We start from the raw sequence: 20,055 nt of genomic DNA on the forward strand, positions 1-20,055 counted from the left end.
AATGAGTTATCTGGACGAGCCTCGCCTTGACTAAATGAAGGAGCGGAAATATGTTGCGCGCGGCTCGAAAGGATTGGCCGCAAGCCGAGAATTTCGCGCCGTCTCCCGAACGGTTCGACTTTTCCGTCGCGCGGCGTCGCGCCATCGTTCAATTTTTGCGCATGGCGCAATCTGCGAGGCGAAAAACGTCGATGAGCGACGAAAACGACGACGACGCGGAAGACGCGGAGCGCGCGGCGCTCAATGCGCGGCTTCAAAAGCTCAACGCGGCCTTGCGCAAGGTCGATGAAGAGCAGGCCGCCGCCGAAGCGGCGCCGCGGACGGAGCGCAAGGGCTTCACGCGCGCCATGCGCGTCGGCCTCAACGCGTTCTCCGAATTCGTCGGGGCGGTGTTGGTCAGCGCCGTTATCGGCTGGCAGGCGGATCAGTGGCTTGGCACGACGCCATGGCTTCTGATCGTGATGCTCGGACTGGGCGTCGCGGCGGGATTTTGGAATGTCTATCGCGTGGCGAAGCCGAAAGCGCCGGGCGAGGAGTAGAGCAGGTTCCGAAAAAGTTGCAGACTTTTTCGATGGGAGGCTGCTCCAACGTTTTGATTTTGAGCGCTTCCCGATCACATCGATTCCATGTGATCGGGAAGCGCTCTAGGGAACACGAAGGCGCGTCCTAGCGCCAAGCGGGGCCGGGCGGCGACGCCCGGAAAAAGCGATGAATCCGGAAGAAGCAGCCGCAAAGTCCAATCCCATCGAGCAGTTCGAACTGCATCGACTGTGGCCCTTCGAGATCAACGGCGTCGAGACGTCCTTCACCAACGCCTCGCTGTTCATGTTGCTCGCCGCGCTCGGCGTCGTCGCGCTGATGATCCTTGCGACCTCCAAGAAGGCGATCGTGCCGGGCCGCGTGCAGGCCATGGCCGAGATGCTCTATGAATTCGTCGCCGGCATGGTGCGTCAGACCGCCGGGACGGAAGGGATGAAGTTCTTTCCCTTCGTCTTCACGCTCTTCGCCTTCATTCTCATCGCCAATCTGATCGGGCTTGTGCCCTACACCTATTCGGTGACGAGCCAGATCGTCGTCACCTTCGCCTTCGCGATCGTGGTGATCTCGCTCGTGGTCGTTTACGGCCTCTATCGCCACGGCTTCGGCTTCCTCAACCTTTTCGTGCCGCATGGCGTGCCGCTGCCCGTGCTCGTCGTGCTGGTGCCGATCGAGATCATCTCCTTCCTGTCACGGCCGGTGTCGCTTTCCGTCCGTCTCTTCGCCAATATTCTCGCCGGCCACATCACCCTCGCCGTGTTCGGCGGTTTCGTGGTGATGCTGCTCGGGGCCGGCGCCTGGGCGGCGCTCGCGCCCGTGCCGATCCTGGCGATCGTCGCGCTCTATGCGCTCGAACTGCTCGTCGCCTGTCTGCAGGCGTTCGTCTTCAGCGTTCTCACATGCGTCTATCTGAACGACGCTATTCACCCGGGCCACTGATAAAAATCGAACAATAAACGTCGCCCCATTCAGCAGGAGAAAGATATGTCAGAAATGCAACTCGTCGGCGCCGGACTGGCGGCGATCGGCACCGGCGCTGCGGCGATCGGCGTCGGCATCATTTTCGGTAACTTCGTCAACGGCGCGCTGCGTAACCCGTCGGCGGCCGCTTCCCAGTTCACCAACGCCATCATCGGCGCGGCGCTTGCCGAAGGCCTGGGCATCTTCGCCTTTCTGATCGCAATCCTGCTCTTCCTGAAGCAGTGACGTTTCGCGTCCGGCCTTGCGGCCGGGCGCGCTTTCTCATGCGCCGCGCGGCCGCCGCGCGGCCTTTGTCCGAGACTTGGATCATGTCCATGGCGATCATCTCTTCCGCTTTCGCCGCCGAGGGCGAGCAGACGACGCACGAGACCGTCGGCGCCGGCGAAGCGCATCATGAGGGCGCGTTTCCGCCCTTCCAGACCGAAAATTTCGCGCCGCAGATCTTCTGGCTCGTTGTCATTTTCGGATTGCTCTACGTGCTGATGTCGCGCATCGCGCTTCCGCGCGTCGGCGGCATCATCGAGAACCGGGGCGCCAAGATCGCTTCAGATCTCGGCGCTGCGCGCGAGATGCAGTCGAAGGCGCAGGCCGCCGCGGCCGCGAATGACGAAAACCTTCGTCGCCGCCGTGACGAGGCGCAAGGCATCGGCCGCGAGGCGCAGCACAAGATCGCCGCTGAGACCGCAAAGCAGCGCGAACTCGCCGAATCGCAGGCCGCGGAGAAGATCCGCGCCGCCGACGAGCGCATCGCGAGCGCCAAGACTCAGGCGCTGGCCAATGTCGAGCAGATCGCCGTCGACGCCGCCGCCTCCATCGTCGAGAAGCTCACCGGAGCCAGAATCGACCAGGCCGCGCTCGCCAAGCACGCGACATCGTCGAACTGAGGAGAGGCTCAATGCATTTCGACGCGGAATTTTACGTCGCCGTCGGCTTCACGATCTTCCTTCTCGTGATGATTTGGGTCGGCGCGCATTCGAAGTTCGCCGCCTTCATTGATGCGCGCATCAACCGCATCAAGGGCGAACTCGCCGAAGCCGAACGCCTGCGCAACGAAGCGGAGGCGCTCCTTGCGTCCTTCGAACAGAAGCGGGCGGAAGCGGAAGCCGAAGCCAAGGCCATCGTCGCGCAGGCGAAGGAAGAGGCGGAATTGATCGCCGCCGAGGGGCGTCGTCGCCTAGGCGAATTCATGGACCGCAGCGTCAAGCAGGTCGAACAGAAGATCGCTCAGGCGGAGGCGCAGGCCTCGGCCGAAGTGCGCGCCGCGGCCGCCGACGCCGCGGTTAAGATCGCCGAGCGGGCGCTCTCCGCCGGCGCGGGCGCTGGCAAGGATTTCGTCGGCGACGGCATCAAGGAATTGAAGTCGCTCGCGCACTGATGAGACGGGCGGCTCAAAATCAAAATGCTTGAGCAGGTTCTTATCGAAAAAGTCGATCAACTTTTTCGAAACCTGCTCTAGCCGCCCTTGCGCTTTTTCTCGGCTGGGGGCTTTTCTGCGCCCTGAAAGCCGACCAAAATTTCGTAATCGTCCTGGGCGCGCGGGCTCATGAGCGGCACCGTGAACGGATCGGCGACGACCTGAAATTCGCCGCGCGTGCCGCCTTTTGGGATTGAGGCGCTGACGCGATAGGTCTTTGAGGCGACGAGCGTATCGTCTTTCAGACGGCGAATCGACACCCGCAGATTGGCGCCAAAGGCGCCGGGTTGACCGAGCGCGCCGAGCACGGCGGAGCCTTCGAGGCCCACTCTGATCGTCAGACGATCGCCGTCGACCACGCATTCGCGCGCCGTCTCGCCAAGCGAAAGCTGATAGCGCACATTGGCGCTATCGGCGTCCGGCGGCGAGCGCAGCATGGCCGCGCCGCTTTCGACGAAGACTTCCGGACAATCGGGCGTCGCGCCGGGCGGCGCGGGCTGCCCCTCTTTTTGTTCGCCGCCGCCGAAGATGCTGGGCACGCGAAGCCGCGGCAGTTCGAAAGCCGCCGCCACAGGCGTAAGCGCGATAGACGCTGAAACAGCAATGGCCAGGCGGCTCTGCGCAGTTCTGGAGAGCTTGCCCACCGGGCGCTTCATGCAATCGTTACGGCAGCTTTGCGAATCCATCCTTGAATCCCTGCAGAGTCAGCGGCAGTCCTATGCCTTCTTCCGGAACCTGGTGAATGATGAAGGTCGCGGTCTTGCCGCTCTTCAGCTGATCGATGAGCTTGTCGTCCATCATCACCTCGGCGACGCAGCCCGTCGGCAGACATTTGACGAAGCCGGCGCGGCCGACGTCGGTTTGGTCTATTTTCAAGCCGAGCCCGTTGGGCAGGAGCACGCCGAGCGGCGCGATCACGCGCAGCAAACGGCTCTTCCCGTCGCTTGTCTTCAAGACGATGACGATGAGGTTGATGTTGCTCTTATCCTCGGCGACCACGCTCTGAATCAGCGCGCATTGTTCAGCCGCCGCGCCTGCGGGCTTTTCGCAGCGCATTTCCCAATCGCCGAATTTGGCCTTGGCGGGGCCGCCTTGCGCGTGGCTCGCGTTGGCGCCGAGTCCGAGCAATAGCAATGAGGCCGCCGCCGCGACCTGATGTCGCAACAGGCGACGCGTTTTCGCAGCGCGCAAGGGCTTCATGATGGCTCCTGGCTGACGGCGCCGTGGCCGTTCAATTTCGTAACGCAGGGAAAGTGGCCGGTCGACGCGGGCCGTCCAGCGCGCCAGGTCGTTGCCTATCAAATGGACTTCAACTGTCAAGGTCGTCGGCGTTCGCGCCGCATTGTTTGGCAAACGCTTTGACGCGACGATTTGTCTGTCGAATCTGGCGTTGCAACAATTGCGCGGACCGACGGTTTGTGATTGAACCGGCCGACTACCGAGCGGGGCGGGCTTTGGGCGGGCTGCGCGCGGAAATCACAAAAAGAACAACGACTGTCTGGCGAAGGGTTCGAAAGGCGGCTTTAATGTTTAACGTCAATCGACAGATGCTGACGCGTGGCGCATTGGCGGCCGCCGTGGCGATTCCCGCGACTTTGATCGCCGGCTTCGCCCTCGCACAAGTTGAAGGGCAGCCCACCCCGGGCGGCCTCGGCCTGCCGAACATGGTGACGCCGGTCGGCCTGGGCACTCAGCAATTCTACAACATGGTGCTGATGCCGATCATTTCGTTCATCGCGCTCTTCGTTCTGGGCTTGCTGATCTATGTCAGCTATCGCTTCAACGAGCAGAGGAACCCCATTCCCTCGAAGCTGACGCACAATACGCCGCTCGAAATCGTCTGGACCTTGATTCCAGTTCTGATCCTTCTGTTCATCTCGGTTCCGTCGCTGCGACTGCTGGCGGAACAGGTTGAAGTCCCGGAGGCTTCCGTCACGATCAAAGTGACCGGCAACCAGTGGTATTGGTCCTATAAGTATCCGGAGGATCAGGGCGGCGGCTTTGGCTTCGATCAGATGCTGAAGCCCGAATCCGAACTTCAGCCCGGCGATCTTCGTCTGCTGTCCGTCGACAATGAGGCGGTTGTGCCGGTCAATGAGGTCATCGCCGTGCACATCACGTCGAATGACGTCATCCACGCGTTCGGCGTGCCGTCGTTCGGCGTTCGCATGGATGCGATCCCCGGTCGTTTGAATCAGACATGGTTCAAGATCGAGAAGGAAGGCGTCTACTACGGCCAGTGCTTCTTCATCTGCGGCAAGGATCACGCCTATATGCCGATCGTGATCCGCGCGGTCAGCCGCGAGAAATACAATGAGTGGCTTGCCCAGGCGAAGCAGAAGTTCGCCAGCGCCGACTCGCGGGTGCGGGTCGCCGCCGAGAGCCACTGAATAGCCGCTGAAACGAGACGCAACGGAACACACTAGTTTTCTAAGGAACATGACGATGGCGAGTTCGACGATGGCCGGGGCGCATGATCATCCGAGGGGTTTGCGCCGCTTCCTCTTCTCCACCAACCACAAAGACATCGGCACGCTCTACATCATCCTCGGTTCGATTGGCGGCGTCATCGGCTTCCTGCTGTCGCTCGGCATGCGGCTCGAGCTGGCGTATCCTGGCGTGCAGATTTTTCCGGGTCTTGCGGAAGCGCTCCAGGGCGCCGATCCGTCGATGGCGCTGGATGCGGGCAAGAACCTCTACAACGTGTTCATCACGGTCCATGGCGTGCTCATGATCTTCTTCATGGCCATGCCGATCCTCATCGGCGGCTTCGGCAACTGGTTCGTGCCGATCATGATCGGCGCGCCGGACATGGCGTTCCCGCGCCTCAACAACATTTCATTCTGGCTGCTCTTCGCTTCGCTCGTGCTCGCCGTCATTTCGATGTTCGTCGAGGGCGCGCCGGGCATGAAGGGCTTCGGCGGCGGCTGGACCTTCTATCCGCCGCTGTCGTCGAACACCGGCTCGCCCGGCCCGGCGATGGATTTCGTGATCCTGGCGCTGCATCTTGCCGGCGCTTCGTCGATCCTTGGCGCGATCAACTTCATCACGACGATCTTCAACATGCGCGCGCCCGGTATGACGCTGCACAAGATGCCGCTGTTCGTATGGTCGATGCTCGTGACCGCCTTCCTGCTGCTGCTCGTGCTGCCGGTGCTTGCGGGCTGCGTGACGATGCTGCTCACCGACCGTAACTTCGGCACGATGTTCTATGATCCGGCCGGCGGCGGCGATCCGCTGCTGTTCCAGCATCTGCTGTGGTTCTTCGGCCATCCGGAAGTCTACATCGTCATTCTTCCCGGCTTCGGCATCATCAGCCAGATCGTGTCCACCTTCTCGAAAAAGCCGGTGTTCGGCTATCTCGGCATGGCCTATGCGATGGTCAGCATCGGCGTGCTCGGCAGCATCGTGTGGGCGCACCACATGTATACGGTCGGCATGTCCCTCAATGCGCAGCGCTACTTCACGCTGGCGACCATGGTGATCGCGGTGCCGACCGGCATCAAGATCTTCTCCTGGATCGCGACGATGTGGGGCGGGTCGATCTCGTTCCGCGCGCCAATGGTCTGGGCGATCGGCTTCATCTTCGTGTTCACGATGGGCGGCATCACCGGCGTCGTGCTCGCCAACGCCAGCGCCGACAAGCAGTTCCACGAGGGCTACTATGTCGTCGCGCACTTCCACTACACGCTGTCGCTCGGCGCCGTCTTCGCGCTCTATGCGGGGTTCTATTACTGGTTCCCCAAAATGACCGGCTACATGTATTCGGAGACTCTGGCCAAGGCGAACTTCTGGCTGCTGTTCATCGGCGTCAATGTCGTCTTCTTCCCCCAGCACTTCCTCGGACTGGGCGGGATGCCGCGCCGCTACATCGACTATCCGGACGCTTACGCGCTGTGGAACCTGGTGTCGTCCTCCGGCATGATCTTCGTCACGCTCTCGCTGATCGTCTGGTTCTACGCGATCATTGATGCCTTCATGAAGAAGCGGCTGGCCGGCGCCAATCCTTGGGGCGTGGGCGCAACGACGCTGGAATGGACTCTGTCTTCGCCGCCGCCGTTCCATCAGTTCCAGGTTCTGCCGCGCATCACCGGGGCGAGCCGGTAACCAACGAAGCGTCGGCGCGAGGGAACTCGCGCCGACGCTGCAAGCCGGCGCCGGCGAGCATGACGTGGCTCGCTGCGCCCGCCTCGGCGGCAAAGGTTTTGAGTGAAACGCCATGAGCGACGCATCCTATCTGCATGACGAACAGGCTCCGCGCATCTCCGTCGCGTCGCCATCGGATTATTTCGCGCTTCTCAAGCCGCGCGTGATGTCGCTTGTGGTGTTCACCGCGCTCGCCGGCCTGTTGCTCGCGCCGACGCCGCCGCATCCGCTGATCGGCTTTGCTTCGCTCCTGGCGATCGCCGTCGGCGCCGGCGCCTCGGGCGCGCTCAACATGTGGTACGACGCTGACGTCGACGCGCTGATGACGCGCACGCGCAAGCGCCCGATACCGGCCGGCCGGCTCGATCCCGAGGCGGCGCTTGGCTTTGGTCTCGTGCTGGCGACGCTGTCGGTCTTTACGCTCGGCTATGTCGCGAACTGGTTCGCCGCCGCGCTGCTCGCCTTCACCATCTTCTTCTATGTCGTGATCTATACGATGCTGCTGAAGCGCTGGACGCCGATGAACATCGTCATCGGCGGCGCCGCCGGCGCGCTTCCGCCGATGGTCGGCTATGCCGCCGCGACAGGCGAGTTCAATCTTGCGAGCATCGTGCTTTTCGCGATCATCTTCATGTGGACGCCGCCGCACTTCTGGTCGCTCGCCTTGCTGAGAAGCGAGGACTATGCCCGCGCCGGCGTGCCGATGCTGCCCAATGTCGCCGGCGAAGACCGCACGCGTCTCGAAATCCTGATCTATGCGCTGGCGCTCGCGCCGCTCGGCGTTGCGCCATGGCTGCTGGGTTTCGCCTCGCTCGCCTACGGCCTCGTCTCGATCGGCTGCGGGATCGCGCTCGTCACTGTCGCGGCGATGGTCTTCAGGCGGCGCGAAGGCGATGCGGCGCGTCTGGCCGCCCGCCGGATGTTTTTGTTCTCCATCCTCTATCTATTCCTGCTGTTCCTGGTCCTCGTCGTCGAGCAGACCGCGCATATTTTCGCGCTGATCTAGGCGGCTAAGCGAATGGTGAGCGAAATGATCGATGCAGGAGACAAGATGAAAGAGCGCGCCAGTCTATTCGACCGGCCAGGGGTCGTGCTGACCGAAGAGCAGGCGCGTAGCCGTCGTGCGCGCAACGTCGCGATCGGCGTGACGATCGCGCTTCTCGCCGTGCTGTTCTACGCCGTCACGCTGGTGAAGTTTGGCGCGGCCGTCGTCAACCGGACGATCTGATGATGAACGCGCCGGCGCCTCGTTCACGCAAACGCCCGCAGATGATCGCGGCGGCGCTGGTCGTGGGCACGGCGGCGATGCTCGGCCTGTCTTTCGCTTCGGCTCCGCTTTACCGCGCCTTTTGCGCGGCGACCGGCTTTGGCGGCACGCCGAGGACCGATCTCGCCGGCGCGCCGTCCCCGGGCGAACGTGTGCTCACCGTGCGCTTCGACGCCAACGTCGCCCGCGATCTTCCGTGGCGCTTCGAGCCTGAGGTCGCCAAGATCTCCTTGCGCACCGGCGAGACGAAAACCGTCTATTACAAGGTCGCCAATCTTTCTGATCGCGAGACCAGCGGCCAGGCGGCCTACAATGTCACGCCCGGCCAGGCCGGCGCCTTCTTCGTCAAGGTCGCCTGCTTCTGCTTCGAGGAGAAGCGGCTCGGACCGCACGAGGCCGAGGAATGGCCGGTGGTTTTCTATCTCGATCCCGCTCTTGAGCGTGAAGAAGGCATGCGCGGCGTTCGCGAGATCACGCTTTCCTACACGTTCTTCGCCATCAAGGATTCCACCGCGGCGAAGACCAGCGAGACGGCGATCGCAAAGCCGAAGGGTTGACGGCGCCGCGCGACTTGACCGCGCGGCAAACTAGGGGACTGGCCGGTACCGCCGGCCGATGACAAGGAAGAGCAAGATGGCGGACGGACACGCGAAACCCGAACACGACTATCATCTGGTCGATCCGAGTCCGTGGCCGATTGTGGGCGCATTCGCCGCGCTCATCACGGCGATCGGCGCGGTCATGTGGATGGCGCAGCACAAGGGCGCGCCGATCGGCGGCATGACCTTCGGCGGCACCATGTTCTTCGTCGGCATGGGCGGCATTCTGCTCGTGATGTACGCTTGGTGGAGCGACATTATTCACGAAGCGAGCGTCGGCGGATTTCACTCGCCAGTCGTGCGGCTGCATCATCGCTACGGCATGATCCTGTTCATCTTCTCGGAGGTGATGTTCTTCGTGGCCTGGTTCTGGGCGTTCTTCAATTCGGCGCTCTTCCCAGCCGATGCGGTGCAGGTCATGCGCACCGAATTGTTCCAGGGCGTCTGGCCGCCCAAGGGCATGGAAGTGCTGAGCCCCTGGAAGCTGCCGCTCCTCAATACGCTCATTCTGCTCAGCTCCGGCGCGACTCTGACGTGGGCCCATCACGGCCTTCTGGAAAACAAGCGCGACGTGTTGAAGAAGGGCTTGATCGCGACGATCGCGCTCGGCCTGCTGTTCACGACGATCCAGGCCTATGAATATCTCCACGCGCCCTTCGCCTTCGCCTTCGATCCGGCGAAGCCGGCGGCGACGAATTACGGCTCGACCTTCTTCATGGCGACCGGCTTCCATGGCTTCCACGTGATCGTCGGCACGATCTTCCTCATCGTGTGCCTGCTGCGCGTCTTCCGGGGCGCCTTCACGCCGGACCAGCATTTGGGCTTCGAATTCGCCGCCTGGTACTGGCACTTCGTCGACGTCGTCTGGCTGTTTCTGTTCGCCTGCATTTACGTGTGGGGGAACTGGGGCGGGACAATGGAATAGGTGCGCCGACGCCCGTCTGAACATTGGACGGTCACGGGCGCGCCCGTGACCGTTTTCGTTGGAGGACCAACATGTCACAAGAGCACGTCTATCCGCCCGTCTCGCTCTATGTCGACGGAATCCTCGGCAGATGTCCGCGCTGCGGCAAGGGCCACATGATCCGCGGCCTGCTGACCGTTGCGCCGACATGCGAGGTTTGCGGGCTCGATTTCTCCTTTGCCGACGCGGGCGATGGTCCGGCGATCATGGTCATGACCGTCGTCGGCTTCGTTGCGATCGCGGTGCTGTGGTATGTCGAGGTGACATATCAGCCGTCCTATTGGGTGCATGCCGCGATCCTTGTGCCCCTGTCGGCCATTCTCTGCGTCGGGCTGCTGCGGCCGATGAAGGGCCTGCTGATCGCCCTGCAATATTTCAACAAGGCTGAAGAAAGCCGCCATCAGTCGTGAGCGCCGCCGTCCGCGCGCTTCTGGGGCCGGCGGTTGCGACGACGCTGCTCTTTGCGCTGCTGGTCAGTCTGGGGTTTTGGCAGGTGCGGCGGCTCGGCGAAAAAGAGGCGCTGATCGCGCGCGTCGAACAGCGCTCCACGCAGTCGCCGCAGCCGTTGCCGCCGCCTGACCGATGGGCGACCCTTCGCGCTGAAGATTACGACTTCATGCATGTGCGCGCGGCGGGTCGTTTTATCGGCGGCCGCGACGCGCTCGTCTTCGCCGCGCCGCCGGAGGGCGCGAGCCGAGAGCCGGGCTATTGGCTGGTCACGCCTTTCGCGCTGACGGGCGGCGGCCTCCTGCTTGTCGACCGCGGATTTCTCCCCGCCTCAAAGACCGGCGACGCCGCCGTGCGCGCCGCCCCTCCGGGCGAAGTGACGCTCGTCGGATTGCTGCGCGCGCCGGAGCGTCGCAACCCCTTCACGCCCGCCGACCAGCCCGAGAAGGGCGTCTTCTATGCGCGCGATCCCGCGGCGATCGCTAGCGCTCTCGGCTTAGCCGACGCCGCGCCTTTCGCGCTCGTCCTCGACGCGGTTCCTGCAGCGGGGCCGGATTGGCCGCGCCCGCTGGGGGGCGTCCCAACGATCGTTAATAATCATTTCTCCTACGCCGTGACCTGGTTCAGCCTATCGCTCGCGCTTCTCGTCGTTTTTGGGATCTACGCACGTGGCGTTCTTGCGCATGAGCGCATCTAGCGACCTCGGGCTTGCGGCGCTGTCGAATATGCTATGAAAAGCGAACTGACACGCGCGCGCTCGGCGCGCGCTCTTCCATCCATGGATCGACGGTTGCGCTATCTCTCAACCCGCGGCGAGGCCGCGCAGCTTGGCTTTGACGACGTTCTGCTCGCCGGTCTCGCGACCGACGGCGGGCTCTACACGCCGCTCGCCTATCCGCGGCTCGCGCCTTCCGAGATCGCCGGGCTCGCGGGCCGGTCCTATGCCGAAGCGACGGCGCAAGTGATCGCGCCTTATCTCAGCGAGACGTTTTCGCGTGAGATTTTGCGGGCGCAGACAGAGAGCGCCTATAGCGGGTTTCGTCACCGCGCGATCGCGCCGCTGACGCAGATCGCCGACAATCTCTTCGTTCTCGAACTTTTTCACGGGCCGACGCTCGCCTTCAAGGATCTGGCGATGCAGCTGCTCGGGCGCATGATGAATCATGTGCTCGAAGAGCGAAATCTGCGCGCCACCATCGTCGGCGCGACGTCCGGCGATACGGGCGCCGCGGCGATCGAGGCGTTCAAGGGTCTCGACCGCGTCGACGTTTTCATTCTGTTTCCGCACGGTCGGGTCTCCGACGTGCAGCGCAAGCAAATGACCACGGTCGACGACGACAATGTTCATACGATCGCGCTGCAGGGTTCGTTCGACGACGCGCAAGCGATATTGAAACGGCTGTTTCGCGCCGCCGACTTTCGCACGCGCGTCGGACTCGCCGGCGTCAATTCGATCAACTGGGCGCGCGTCGTCGCGCAGACCGTCTATTATTTCACGAGCGCCGTGGCGCTCGGCGCGCCGCATCGGCATATTTCCTTCGCCGTGCCGACAGGCAATTTCGGCGACGTGCTGGCCGGCTATGTCGCCAAGCGGATGGGTCTGCCGATCGAGAGACTGGTCGTCGCGACCAACGCCAACGACATTCTTGCGCGCGCGCTCGCGAGCGGGCGTTACGAGCCGCGGGGCGTCACGCCGACTCAGTCGCCGTCGATGGACATTCAGGTTTCATCCAATTTCGAACGCTTGTTATTCGACGCGAGCGGGCGCGATCCGGCGGTGGTCCGCGCCGCTTTCGCCTCGCTCGATCAATCCGGCGCCTTCGAGATTCCTGCTGCGGCGCTCGCCGCCATTCGCGCCGAATTCGATGCCGAGTCCGTCGGCGAAACCGAGACGACGGAGGAGATTCGCCGCACCTGGCGCGAGACCGGCTATGTGCTCGATCCGCATACGGCGACCGGCGTCACCGCGGCGCGCGCGCGGCTTGCGAAAGATCCGGCGACGCCCGTCATCGCCCTTTCGACGGCGCATCCGGCAAAGTTTCCAGACGCCATTGAGCGCGCCATCGGACTGCGTCCGCAGCCGCCTGAAAATATTGCGGCGCGACTTGACGCGCCGGAACGATTCACGATTCTTGAAAATGATGGCGCGCGAGTCGCCGAATTTATTTCATCGCACGCGCGCGCGGCGAAGAACTGACAAGGTCTGGCAAGGAGCACGATGGCGATCTTCAGCGTAATCGGGCGACGCGACCTGCCGATTAGAGGCGACGGTCTTTATCTGCGCGCGTCCGAAATGCGCGATTACTTGGAGTGGGCCGAACTGCGCGAAAAAAGCCGCTCCTTCCTGACGCCCTGGGAGCCGCTCTGGCCGATCGACGATCTCACACGGGCGAGCTTTCGCTATCGCGTGCGCCGCCACGCCGAGGAAATGGCCCGCGACGAGGCCTATTCCTTCTTCATCTTCCGTGAGGAGGACGACGCGCTGATGGGCGGCCTCTCCTTCGGTCATGTCCGACGGGGCGTGTCGCAGGCGGCGACGCTCGGCTACTGGATGGGCGAACCCTATGCAGGCAAGGGCCACATGACCCGCGCCGCGCGCGCCGCTTGCGCCTATGCTTTCGAGAAGCGCGGCTTCCATCGCATCGAGGCGGCTTGCTTGCCGACGAACGAGCCGTCGAAGCGCTTGCTGGAGCGCGTCGGTTTCAAGCAGGAGGGCTATGCGCGCTCCTATCTCAACATCAACGGACAGTGGCGCGACCATTTGCTTTATGCGCTGTTGGAAACTGATCCTCAGCCGCTCAATCCGCCATCGCCGGCGTAAGCGGAACACTGAAAAGAAACGCGCCCGGCGATCAATGCAAGGCGCGCGGCGCGGGACGAGCTTCCCGTGCCGCTCGAGCCGCGCCGTCTCTTCAAAAGCCTATCGCCGACTTTCTGCTGCTTGTTCGGAAATCGCTCACGCGAGCGCCGCTTTCTGCAGAGCGACGAGGTCCGCAACCCCCTGCTGGGCGAGCGCCAGCATGGCCGACAGCTCATCTTGGGAAAAAACCGCGACTTCGGCCGTCGCCTGAATTTCAACCAGGCCGCCCGAGCCGGTGAGAACGAAATTGGCGTCGGTCGCCGCGGTGGAATCCTCGGCGTAATCGAGGTCGATCACCGGCGTTGCGTTGAAGATGCCGCAGGACACGGCGGCGACATGATCGCGCAGCGGGCTTTCCTTGACGATGGAGCGCGAACGCATCCAATCAAGGCAATCATGCAGCGCCAGCCAGGCGCCGGTGATCGACGCCGTGCGCGTGCCGCCGTCCGCCTGGATGACGTCGCAGTCGACGACGATCTGCCGCTCGCCAAGCGCTGGCAGATTGGTGACGGCGCGCAGCGAGCGGCCGATGAGACGCTGGATTTCCTGCGTGCGTCCCGAGAGTCTCCCGGCGGCGGCCTCGCGACGCGTGCGCGTGTGGGTGGCGCGCGGCAGCATGGAATATTCCGCCGTGACCCAGCCTCGGCCCTGGCCGCGAAGCCACGGCGGCGGCTTGTCCTCGAGCGACGCCGCGCAGAGCACCTGCGTATTGCCGAATTTTACGAGGCAGGAGCCCTCGGCGTAGCGGGCGACGCCTCGCTCGAAACTCACCTGGCGCATCTCGTCGGGCGCGCGTTTACTGGGGCGCATAATAGCTCCGTTGTCGTATGGGTTGCGCCTTCTATCGCGCTTTCGGCGAGCGTGAAAGCGCTAGGCGAGCGACAGCGTCTTGCGCTGGCGGCCGCATGGTGAAACCATGAGCTAACGGGGCCGGACGAAACCAGGCTCCGACGAAAAGGAGGGAGTGATGGGCCAGACATTGTCCCAAGCGTCGTCCCAAGGAGCGCATTCTCACGAGGCGAGAGCCCAGGGCCCCCGGCTGATTGCGCTGGCGGGCCCTTTTCAATGCGGCAAGACCACACTTCTCGAGGCTATTCTGGCCCACGCCGGCGCGATCCCGCGGCAGGGCCCCGTCGCTGCAGGAGCCAGCGTCGGCGACTCCAGTCCGGAAGCCCGCGCCCATCAGATGAGCGTCGAGTCCAATGTCGCGACGGTCGATTATATGGGCGACCACTACACATTCGTCGATCTGCCAGGCTCCGTCGAATTCGCCCATGACTCGCGCAATATCCTGCCGACGGTCGACGCCGCCGTCGTCGTTTGCGAGGCCGACCCCCGCAAGATACCGGCGCTGCAGCTCATTTTGCGCCAGCTCGAAGAGCTCGGCGTGCCGCATTTCATTTTCCTGAACAAGATCGACGCCGCGACCATCGATGTGCGCGAGGCGCTCAGCATTCTGCAGCAGGCTTCGCGCACGCCGCTGCTGCTGCGCCAGGTTCCGATCTGGAACAATGGCGTCGCGGTCGGCTTCATCGATCTCGCGCTGGAGCGCGCCTATGTTTATCGCGAACATGCGCCGTCGGAAGTCGTCGACATTTCCGGGGGCGACGTCGCGACCGAGAAGGAAGCCCGCTACTCGATGCTGGAGCGGCTCGCCGACTATGACGACGCGCTGATGGAGGAACTGATCTCGGACATCGAGCCGCCGCGCGATCAGATTTTCGACGACCTCACCAAGGAATTGCGCGCCGGACTGGTCGTGCCTTTGTTCATCGGCTCGGCCGAACGGGGCGCCGGGGTGACGCGGCTGTTGAAAGCGATGCGCCACGAGGCGCCGGGAATCGAAGCGACCCGCGTGCGGCTTGGCGTCGGCGAGGGTGGCCCCGCGCTCGCCCGCATCTTCCGCACGATCCACACGCCGCACGGCGGAAAAATGTCGGTTGCGCGCGTGCTGCGCGGCGCCCTCGCGGACGGCCAGACCGTCGCTTCGCCGCAGGGGGAGGATCGCGTTTCAGGCATGTCGCATTTGATGGGCGCGGCGACGAGCAAGACGACGGAGGCGAAGACCGGAGACGTCGTCGCTCTCGGGCGTCTCGATCATGCGCAGACCGGCGACACGATCGTCGCCGACGCGCGCGCTGGCGCGGCGGATCTGCAGAAGACGCGCGCGCAAGCTCCCGATCCGGTGCATGCTCTGGCGCTTAATGTGAAGGACCGCAAGGACGAGATGCGCCTCGCCGCGGCGATGACGAAGCTCATCGAAGAGGATCCTTCGCTCGTCTTTGTCCATGACCAGGAGCTGTCGCAGATCAAGCTCTTCGGCCAGGGAGAGATGCATTTGCGCGTCGCGCTCGAACGCCTCGCCTCGCGCTTCAACGTCGCGGTCGACTGCTCAAAGCCGACGGTCGCCTATCGCGAAACGATCCGCCATAAGGTCACCGTCCGCGGCCGCCACAAGAAGCAGTCGGGCGGACATGGCCAGTTCGGCGACGTGGTGATGGAGATCGCGCCACGCGGCCGCGGCGAAGGATTCGCCTTCAGCGAGCGCGTGCACGGCGGCTCCGTGCCCAGGCAATATTTCTCGTCCGTCGAGGCCGGCTGTCAGGACGCCTTGCTGCACGGCCCGTTGGGCTTTCCGGTGGTCGACGTCGAGGCGGTGCTGACCGACGGCTCGTATCATTCCGTCGATTCTTCCGACATGGCGTTCCGCACCGCGGCGCGCATCGGCATGAGCGAAGCTCTGGAAAAGGCCGAGCCGATTCTGCTGGAGCCGGTGCTCGCGGTAGATATTTTCGTGCCGAGCGACGCGATGTCGCGCGCCACCGGCATCGTCTCGGCGCGGCGCGGCCAGATCATGGGCTTTGGTCCGCGCGAGGGTTGGGAAGGCTGGGACAAGCTCGAAACTCTGATTCCCGAGGCGGAGATGGACAATCTCATCGTCGAACTGCGCTCCGCGACCGCGGGCGCGGGCTTTTATCAAGCGCGTTTCGACCATCTCGCGGAAGTCGTCGGCAAGCAGGCGCGCGACATCGTCGCCGCGCATACGGCGAAGGCGAACGCGGGATAGTGTCGCCCGCAAGGCGCACGCGTCGTGACTTGCCCAACGAGGCTGTGCGCTGGGGCTCGCTTGTGTGCGGGAGCACAGCGAACGTCGGCGTTTCGAATGAAGATCGCGCTCGTCTTCCTAAAGAGGAAAATCGAGATGCGAATGTTCATATTCCTGGTGGCCGCCGTTCTCGCCATGACCTTCAGTCTCTATTCGAGCGCTGGCGGCCTGAAGGGCGCGTCGACCTCAGCGCCGCAGGCGATGAACCTCGACGCCAATCCGTCGCCGCGTTGCGTTAAGAGCAAAAAAATGCGTCAGGCGAACGTCGGATGCGTCATGAAGGGCAAGCGCCGCAGCGCGTGATACGGGCGCTTGATCCGTCGACCGGCGGACATAGCTAGTGGCGCAACATCCCTATGCGCGAGAAGAGGCTCAGCATGTCCATCCCCGGCGGCGCCGAGACCGCGGCGAAGACGATTGAATTGCAGATTGCGCCGCGCGCGCGAGATCTCGGCGGCTTCAGCGTCAGGCGCGCCTTGCCCGACGACAGGCGCCAGATGGTCGGGCCGTTCATCTTTTACGATCATTTCGGCCCGGTTCAATTCGCGCCGGGACAGGGGATAGACGTGCGTCCGCATCCCCATATCGGGCTTGCGACCGTCACCTATCTTTTCGACGGGCGCATTCTGCATCGCGACAGTTTGGCGAATGTGCAGGAGATCGCGCCTGGCGCGATGAATTTGATGACCGCCGGGCGCGGCATCGTTCATTCCGAGCGCACGCCGCCGGGGCCACGCGCGGCGGGGCAACAGATGCTCGGCGTGCAAAGCTGGCTGGCCTTGCCGCTGGCGCAAGAAGAAACCGAGCCGAGCTTCCAGCATTTTAGCGCGAACGTTCTTCCCATCGTTGAGGATCAAGGCGTGTTCGCGCGGGTGATAGCCGGCGCCGCGTTCGGGGCGAGGTCGCCGGTGGAGACGCTGTCAGACTGGTTCTATGTCGAGCTGCGCCTCTATGCCGGCGCCTCCGCGCCGCTCGACGCAGATTATGAGCAGCGCGCGCTTTATCTCGTCGAGGGCGCCATCGAGATCGCCGGCGAACGTTTCGATGAGCCGCAACTGCTGATCTTCAGCCCCGGCGCCGCGATTACGATCCGCGCGCTTTCCGATGCGCGGATGATGCTGCTTGGCGGCGCGCCGGTCGACGGACGCCGCTTCGTCTGGTGGAATCTCGTCTCTTCCAGCAAGGAGCGGATCGAACAGGCCAAGCGCGACTGGCGGGAAGGGAAGTTCCCTTCGGTGCCGGGCGACGCGGAGTTCATTCCGCTGCCGGGAGATTAGCGGGCGATCAGCCGCCACCGTCGGCGCGAGGCTCGGCATATAAGGTGAATTCCACAATCCACTCCCAGCCAGATGAACAAATCATCAGACGCTGATGCCTAAAGCCCCTCAGCTGGATGGCCAAGGGCTTTAGTTTCGGGAAGGCCGAGGCTATCCAGCGTTGCGCGAAGGCGCGGCGCGGCGAAGTCGATGAAAGCTCTCAGTTTGGAGGAGACCAGGCGGCTCTGAGGATAGACAAGGTGAACTGGGACGGGCGGCGGCGTGAAATTGTCGAGAATAGGCGCGAGTCGGCCGTCGCGAATCTGGTCGGCGACCATGTACGACAGCGCCACGGTGATCCCATCCCCCATTTCCGCCGCGGCGATGGATGCAGCCGCGTCATTGATCTCGAGCCGCGAAAAAAAGGTAACGCTGTTGTTTTTTTTGCCGTCGAGAAAGCGCCACTCCCTGTTCGGCATAAGGCCAGTGAACGCAATCATCGAGTGGAGACGTAGATCGGCTGGCGTCTGCGGAACGCCGCGCCGCGCGAGATAGTCCGGGCTCGCAACCAATATCCTTCGAACGGTTCCGATCTTCTTCGCGACCAAATTTGAGTCAGGCAACGGACCGATGCGGACCGCAAGATCGATCCCTTCCTCCACGAGGTTGGCGATGCGATCGAGCAGCAGCACCGACATGGTTACGCGCGGGTGCTGGCTAAGAAACGCGCACACCACCGGCGCGAGGGCCGTCCGACCAAAAGTCACCGAGGCCGTGAGCGTAAGATGGCCGTTCGGAACCGCCGTTTCGCCGACGGCTTCGCGTTCGGCGTAATCGAGGTCGGTCAGGATACGCCGTGCGCTTTCCAGGAAGCGCTGACCGACATCCGTGATGGTCAGGCTACGGGTCGTGCGGTTGAAGACGCGGGCGCCGAGGCGGTCTTCGAGCGCGGAGATCGCCCGGGTCACCGCGGGGGGAGACAGGCGCAAGCGCGTTCCCGCCTTGGCGAAGCTGCCGGCGTCGGCGACGGCGACGAACACCTCGAGCTCGTGGAGACGATCCATTTATTCCTCTAATCGGAATAATGAATTCCATACGTCAGATATTCTTACAAGAAAAATAACCAACCATTGTCTGGCGGAGCGGCGCCGAGGCGCGCCGCGCCGTCGACGAAAAAAGGATTGACCCTATGGCTCGAATTGCCGTCATCGACCCCACATCCGCCACTGGCGAAGCCAAGAAATTGCTGGACGCCGTCCAGGCCAGCCTTGGCGCGGTCCCCAACTTCATCCGCGCGCTGGCCAATTCCCCGGCGGCGCTGAACGCGTTCCTCGGCATCCACGGGATCGCCGGCGCGGGTTTTCTCGACCCGAAAACGCGGGAGCGTATCGCGCTGGCCGTCGCCGAACAGAACGCCTGCCAGTACTGCGTCTCGGCGCACACGGCCATCGGCCGCAAAGCCGGCCTCGACAGTCAGGAGATGCTGGCGAACCGCAAGGGCCGTTCGTCCGACGCCAAGGCGGAAGCCGCGCTCGCCTTCGCCCGCGCGCTCGTCGAGCATGCCGGACAGGTGAGCAAGGCCGAATTCGACGCCGTGCGCGCGGCCGGTCATTCGGATGGCGAGATCGTCGAGATCATCACGCATGTCGCGATGAACATCTTCACCAACCTGCTGGGCAAGGCGACCCAGATCGAGATCGACTTCCCGGAAATCGAGCTGAACAAAGCCGCCTGACTTACTCAGTTCCGGCGCGGCGGAGTCTGCGCCGGATTCCTCAATCCAGACAGGAGAATCCAAATGGTCGAGGTGACTCAACCCGTCGGCGCTCGTCCGCCGCTGCCGCCGTTCACACGCGAAACCGCCATACAGAAAGTTCGCATGGCCGAAGACGCCTGGAATACGCGCGACGCCGAGCGCGTGTCCCTCGCCTACACCGAGGACAGCCGCTGGCGCAATCGCGCGGAGTTCCCGGTCGGACGGTCGGAGATCGTGGCGTTCCTGAAGCGCAAATGGGCGCGTGAGCTCGAATATCGCCTGATCAAGGAACTCTGGGCGTTTGCCGAGAACCGGATCGCGGTGCGTTTCGTTTATGAGTCGTGTGATCAGGGCGGCAACTGGTTCCGCAGCCACGGCAATGAGAATTGGGAGTTCGACGAACGCGGTCTGATGCGACTGCGCTTCGCGAGCATCAACGATCAACCGATCCAGGAGAGCGAGCGGAAATTCCGTTGGCCGCAAGGCCCGCGGCCTGCAGATCATCCGGGTCTGTCCGATCTCGGCCTTTAAGGCGCGGGCGCGGGCCCGCAGGAGGACGCTATGCCGCATCGTTACGCCGAGATCGCCTTTACCCCGACGGTGAAGAAGGCGCAGGAAAAATTTGGCAGCCGCAACGCATACGCACGCAGGAAAGAGCGCCGGAGACCAGGAACCATCGCCTGAGCGAACTGGAGACCGAATTCATCGCGGCTCGAAATTCG

Annotated in this window: 25 protein-coding genes; 21 read left to right on the forward strand and 4 right to left on the reverse strand. The window is 63.5% G+C overall.

What is annotated here, in order from left to right; all coding sequences use genetic code 11:
* Window positions 1–50: 50 nt before the first annotated feature.
* The 5 genes from A3OO_RS0108870 (at window position 51) to A3OO_RS0108890 (ending at window position 2,893) form a co-directional block, all read left to right on the forward strand.
* Entirely contained in the window at window positions 51–539 is a 489-nt protein-coding gene (locus tag A3OO_RS0108870) for an AtpZ/AtpI family protein (protein WP_018407487.1), read from the forward strand.
* 169 nt (window positions 540–708) lie between these two features.
* The gene (locus tag A3OO_RS0108875; RefSeq protein WP_018407488.1) at window positions 709–1,476 is read left to right on the forward strand and encodes a F0F1 ATP synthase subunit A; all 768 of its coding nucleotides are present in this window, start codon (window positions 709–711) and stop codon (window positions 1,474–1,476) included.
* Between the two features lie 45 nt (window positions 1,477–1,521).
* Window positions 1,522–1,743, forward strand: a complete 222-nt coding sequence (locus A3OO_RS0108880) for a F0F1 ATP synthase subunit C (protein ID WP_014892520.1) — start codon at window positions 1,522–1,524, stop codon at window positions 1,741–1,743.
* Window positions 1,744–1,832: 89 nt separating this feature from the next.
* The gene (locus tag A3OO_RS0108885; protein ID WP_036242395.1) at window positions 1,833–2,402 is read left to right on the forward strand and encodes a F0F1 ATP synthase subunit B family protein; all 570 of its coding nucleotides are present in this window, start codon (window positions 1,833–1,835) and stop codon (window positions 2,400–2,402) included.
* An 11-nt stretch (window positions 2,403–2,413) separates the two neighbouring features.
* Window positions 2,414–2,893, forward strand: a complete 480-nt coding sequence (locus A3OO_RS0108890) for a F0F1 ATP synthase subunit B family protein (protein WP_018407490.1) — start codon at window positions 2,414–2,416, stop codon at window positions 2,891–2,893.
* Window positions 2,894–2,970: 77 nt separating this feature from the next.
* Here the strand turns inward: A3OO_RS0108890 and A3OO_RS0108895 are convergent, their stop codons facing one another.
* Both A3OO_RS0108895 and A3OO_RS0108900 read right to left on the reverse strand, forming a co-directional pair.
* Window positions 2,971–3,588, reverse strand: a complete 618-nt coding sequence (locus tag A3OO_RS0108895) for a hypothetical protein (protein WP_018407491.1) — start codon at window positions 3,586–3,588, stop codon at window positions 2,971–2,973.
* Between the two features lie 7 nt (window positions 3,589–3,595).
* Window positions 3,596–4,132: an invasion associated locus B family protein gene (locus A3OO_RS0108900; protein ID WP_051080347.1), complete on the reverse strand. Its 537-nt coding sequence runs from the start codon at window positions 4,130–4,132 to the stop codon at window positions 3,596–3,598.
* A gap of 326 nt (window positions 4,133–4,458) precedes the next feature.
* Here A3OO_RS0108900 and coxB point away from each other — a divergent pair, with 326 nt between their 5' ends.
* The 10 genes from coxB to A3OO_RS0108955 all read left to right on the forward strand — a co-directional run bounded on the left by coxB (window position 4,459) and on the right by A3OO_RS0108955 (window position 13,176).
* Window positions 4,459–5,322 (forward strand): cytochrome c oxidase subunit II, encoded by an 864-nt coding sequence (gene coxB / locus A3OO_RS0108910; protein ID WP_018407494.1) that lies wholly within the window; start codon window positions 4,459–4,461, stop codon window positions 5,320–5,322.
* Window positions 5,323–5,377: 55 nt separating this feature from the next.
* Window positions 5,378–7,039 (forward strand): cytochrome c oxidase subunit I, encoded by a 1,662-nt coding sequence (gene ctaD / locus A3OO_RS0108915; protein ID WP_040573769.1) that lies wholly within the window; start codon window positions 5,378–5,380, stop codon window positions 7,037–7,039.
* Window positions 7,040–7,151: 112 nt separating this feature from the next.
* On the forward strand, window positions 7,152–8,084 hold the full coding sequence (locus tag A3OO_RS0108920) for a heme o synthase (protein WP_018407496.1): 933 nt from the start codon (window positions 7,152–7,154) through the stop codon (window positions 8,082–8,084).
* Window positions 8,085–8,096: 12 nt separating this feature from the next.
* Entirely contained in the window at window positions 8,097–8,306 is a 210-nt protein-coding gene (locus tag A3OO_RS0108925) for a hypothetical protein (protein ID WP_018407497.1), read from the forward strand.
* Window positions 8,306–8,902, forward strand: coding sequence for a cytochrome c oxidase assembly protein (locus A3OO_RS0108930; protein ID WP_018407498.1), 597 nt, complete (start codon window positions 8,306–8,308; stop codon window positions 8,900–8,902). The genes A3OO_RS0108925 and A3OO_RS0108930 overlap by 1 nt, the downstream gene beginning before the upstream one ends.
* A 76-nt stretch (window positions 8,903–8,978) precedes the next feature.
* Entirely contained in the window at window positions 8,979–9,869 is an 891-nt protein-coding gene (locus A3OO_RS0108935) for a cytochrome c oxidase subunit 3 (protein ID WP_018407499.1), read from the forward strand.
* Between the two features lie 71 nt (window positions 9,870–9,940).
* A complete protein-coding gene (locus A3OO_RS0108940; RefSeq protein WP_018407500.1) occupies window positions 9,941–10,318 on the forward strand; it encodes a DUF983 domain-containing protein in 378 nt (125 codons plus the stop codon).
* Entirely contained in the window at window positions 10,315–11,052 is a 738-nt protein-coding gene (locus A3OO_RS0108945; protein WP_018407501.1) for an SURF1 family protein, read from the forward strand. The genes A3OO_RS0108940 and A3OO_RS0108945 overlap by 4 nt, the downstream gene beginning before the upstream one ends.
* Before the next feature lie 93 nt (window positions 11,053–11,145).
* A complete protein-coding gene (gene thrC / locus A3OO_RS0108950; RefSeq protein WP_026222824.1) occupies window positions 11,146–12,552 on the forward strand; it encodes a threonine synthase in 1,407 nt (468 codons plus the stop codon).
* A gap of 21 nt (window positions 12,553–12,573) precedes the next feature.
* Window positions 12,574–13,176, forward strand: a complete 603-nt coding sequence (locus A3OO_RS0108955) for a GNAT family N-acetyltransferase (RefSeq protein WP_018407503.1) — start codon at window positions 12,574–12,576, stop codon at window positions 13,174–13,176.
* 135 nt (window positions 13,177–13,311) lie between these two features.
* Here the strand turns inward: A3OO_RS0108955 and rph are convergent, their stop codons facing one another.
* Window positions 13,312–14,025, reverse strand: a complete 714-nt coding sequence (gene rph / locus A3OO_RS0108960; RefSeq protein WP_018407504.1) for a ribonuclease PH — start codon at window positions 14,023–14,025, stop codon at window positions 13,312–13,314.
* A 157-nt stretch (window positions 14,026–14,182) separates the two neighbouring features.
* Between rph and A3OO_RS0108965 the strand changes: the two genes are divergently transcribed.
* The 3 genes from A3OO_RS0108965 (at window position 14,183) to A3OO_RS0108975 (ending at window position 17,598) form a co-directional block, all read left to right on the forward strand.
* Window positions 14,183–16,282: an elongation factor G gene (locus tag A3OO_RS0108965; protein ID WP_018407505.1), complete on the forward strand. Its 2,100-nt coding sequence runs from the start codon at window positions 14,183–14,185 to the stop codon at window positions 16,280–16,282.
* A gap of 141 nt (window positions 16,283–16,423) precedes the next feature.
* A complete protein-coding gene (locus tag A3OO_RS0108970) occupies window positions 16,424–16,624 on the forward strand; it encodes a hypothetical protein (RefSeq protein ID WP_040573771.1) in 201 nt (66 codons plus the stop codon).
* Window positions 16,625–16,698: 74 nt separating this feature from the next.
* Window positions 16,699–17,598 (forward strand): pirin family protein, encoded by a 900-nt coding sequence (locus A3OO_RS0108975; protein WP_051080399.1) that lies wholly within the window; start codon window positions 16,699–16,701, stop codon window positions 17,596–17,598.
* A gap of 98 nt (window positions 17,599–17,696) precedes the next feature.
* Here A3OO_RS0108975 and A3OO_RS0108980 read toward each other — a convergent pair whose 3' ends face one another.
* Window positions 17,697–18,641 (reverse strand): LysR family transcriptional regulator, encoded by a 945-nt coding sequence (locus tag A3OO_RS0108980; protein WP_018407508.1) that lies wholly within the window; start codon window positions 18,639–18,641, stop codon window positions 17,697–17,699.
* A 125-nt stretch (window positions 18,642–18,766) separates the two neighbouring features.
* Between A3OO_RS0108980 and A3OO_RS0108985 the strand changes: the two genes are divergently transcribed.
* The 3 genes from A3OO_RS0108985 to A3OO_RS24680 all read left to right on the forward strand — a co-directional run bounded on the left by A3OO_RS0108985 (window position 18,767) and on the right by A3OO_RS24680 (window position 20,017).
* Window positions 18,767–19,312: a carboxymuconolactone decarboxylase family protein gene (locus tag A3OO_RS0108985; RefSeq protein ID WP_018407509.1), complete on the forward strand. Its 546-nt coding sequence runs from the start codon at window positions 18,767–18,769 to the stop codon at window positions 19,310–19,312.
* A gap of 63 nt (window positions 19,313–19,375) precedes the next feature.
* Entirely contained in the window at window positions 19,376–19,864 is a 489-nt protein-coding gene (locus tag A3OO_RS0108990; RefSeq protein WP_018407510.1) for a nuclear transport factor 2 family protein, read from the forward strand.
* A gap of 30 nt (window positions 19,865–19,894) precedes the next feature.
* Window positions 19,895–20,017 (forward strand): hypothetical protein, encoded by a 123-nt coding sequence (locus A3OO_RS24680; protein ID WP_342446755.1) that lies wholly within the window; start codon window positions 19,895–19,897, stop codon window positions 20,015–20,017.
* The last annotated feature ends 38 nt before the right edge of the window (window positions 20,018–20,055 follow it).

This window comes from Methylocystis rosea SV97 (assembly GCF_000372845.1).
GTDB lineage: Bacteria > Pseudomonadota > Alphaproteobacteria > Rhizobiales > Beijerinckiaceae > Methylocystis > Methylocystis rosea.